A 2,497-nucleotide genomic window follows, 5' to 3' on the forward strand; every position below is an offset into this window, starting at 1 on the left:
GCACTGACGGGGGCCTATGGCGAGGCTGGCAAGCAGAATTTTCTCAGCAATACCGGCCTGCAAGTGTTCATGGCCACTGCCGATGACGAGACTCCGAACTACATTTCCAAAGCTATCGGTGAATACACGTTTCAAGCCCAATCGATTTCCTACAGCCAGGCGCGCACGTTCGATTGGAACATCCAGAATTCACATCAGGGTGCACCGCTGTTGCGTCCCGAACAGGTGCGGCTACTTAATGACGAGTACGAGATCGTTCTCATCAAAGGTCTGCCACCATTGCAATTGAGGAAGGTGCGATATTTTTCGGATCGCATTCTGAACGAGGGGCTCTCGGCAGATTAGCGCAGGACTTTGACGATACAGTTTGATGTGAGGCTAGTGTGGACCCGCGAAATAGTAATCCATCCCGTGTAACAGCTTTGTCGCAGGTGCAGGACGCCGGCTTGGAAGAGGGGCAAGCGGGCCAGGCCCGGCAAGTGGGCGATGAGCAGCACCTTGCCGAGGCCCGGAGGCTGTTCAATCAAGCTGACGAGTCGCCAACCAATCCAGAAGAGGTTCTGCGACTTGAACAATTGAGCGCAGGGCTTGAGCGAGGGCAGGATCAAGCCGCCTCGTCTCTTTTCAGCGAGCCAGGGATGCCCGCTGGACCGGGTGACCTCAACAGCATCGTGGCGGACGCTTTCGCAGCGGCCGGCTCTGGGCACGCCGGAGTTGAGGCCGCCGCCCCGCCAGCGTTAGCTGCCAGCCAACAGCAGATCCGGCCCTGGCCGGATGCGCTTGAGCAGGGCAACCATCTGCCACCCGGGTGGGTCATCATCAACAATGAACATTCCACAGTGCTATTGAGGCCAGCGGAGAGGCAGAGGGCCCTGAATACGCCGCAAGCCGCCGCCATTCAGCAGCCGCTGAGCGAAATCGGCAATTCAGGCGGCCGCGTGCCGATGCAGCCCCCCATGCAGCAATTGGGTGAATTGCCATTGGAAGGGGTACCCGTTCAAGGGAGAGGGTCCGAACACACCCGAAGGCTGCATGCGGAGGCCGCGCCGTCCGCATGGTCTGAGAAGCACCTCGCTGCGATCGAGAACTCCATAAACGTCTCATTCGCCGTCCCCAAAGGCTTCTCCCATGGGACTCACCGCGTCCCAGACGCGATGCTCCCTTTCGTGGGCCGCCTTGACCCCTTGCCGAATGCGGGCCAGGCCCGGCAAGTGGGCTTTGAGCAGCACGTGGCCGAGCCGCGCCGAGCCGATCCTGTTGCGAGTGGCGCCCGTGCTACAGGCTATCCCCATCTGTCCGGCGAACACCGGGACGTTATTGATAAGGCGATCACTCACGTTGCGGCTCAGCAAAAATATAGCGAGAGCACGGTCCGAAAATACACGTATGCACTTCGCCGATTGGCGAATGATCTCGGCGCTCGTGGCCAAGCGACTGACCTAAAAAATCACCAATCCCTGGTCGATCACGTCGATGCTTTCTTTCCGAAAAACGATGATATGAAGAGGGCGTTGAACGTCCTGCGTGCGTATCATGAGCCGGGCTATTCAGCGACTGCTGGCGCCCCTGCTACCCGCTATCCCCATCTGTCCGACGAACACCGAGACGTTATTGATAAGGCGATCGGCCACGCTGCGGCTCAGCAACACCATAGCGCGGAGACGCTTCGAATATACTCGTCTGCGCTTCGCCGATTGGCGAATGATCTCGGCGCTCGCGGCCAAGCGACTGATCTAAAAAATCACCAATCCCTGGTCGATCACCTCGATACTTTCTTTTCGAAAAACAATGACATAAAGGATATAAAGCCGGCGTTGAACGTCCTGCGTGCGTATCATGAGCCGGGCTATTCAGCGACTGTCGGGCGGCCAGCGCCGGTGCCCTCAAAAGCAGACGCGCATGTCTTGGAACAAGTGACCAGTGACAGCAGCTTGGCCTCAACCACCCGTCTTGTCTATGGTAGTAGTCTTCGCAATTTTTCTAAGGTGCTGGAGAGTCGGGGCCTAACGATCTCTGGGCTGGATCATGATTCACGGATCAAATTCGCCGAGACGTTGTTTCCAGGCAACCACAAGCTCCGCTGGGCGTTGGGACGGGTTCGCGATATGGAGTCTGCGTCAGACAGAAGCGTGACGGACGCTTTCGCGGCGGCCGGCTCTGGGCACGCCGGAGTTGAGGCCGCCGCCCCGCCACCGTTAGCTGCCAGCCAACACCGGCCCTGGCCGGATGCGCTTGACCCGGGCAACCACCTGCCACCACCCGAGTGGGTGATCATCAACGATGAACATTACACAGCGCCGTTGCGGCCAGCGGAGAGGCAGAGGACCCTGAATACGCCGCAAGCCGCCGCCATTCAGCAGCCGCTGAGCGAAATCGGCAATTCAGGCGGCCGCGTGCCGATGCAGCCTCCCATGCAGCAGTTGCCATTGGAAGGGGTACCTGTTCAAGGGACATGGTCCGAACACATCGGAAGGCTGCATGCGGAGGCAGCGCCCTT

Annotated in this window: 1 protein-coding gene and 1 pseudogene; both read left to right on the plus strand. The window is 59.2% G+C overall.

What is annotated here, in order from left to right:
* On the plus strand, positions 1-345 hold a 345-nt coding region (locus tag AC0L3D_RS36365; protein WP_473647495.1), incomplete at its 5' end, for a type IV secretory system conjugative DNA transfer family protein.
* A 101-nt stretch (positions 346-446) separates the two neighbouring features.
* Positions 447-2,497: pseudogene (locus AC0L3D_RS36370) on the plus strand (Ulp1 family isopeptidase); the annotation flags it as partial.

Source organism: Mesorhizobium sp. WSM4837 (assembly GCF_055811435.1).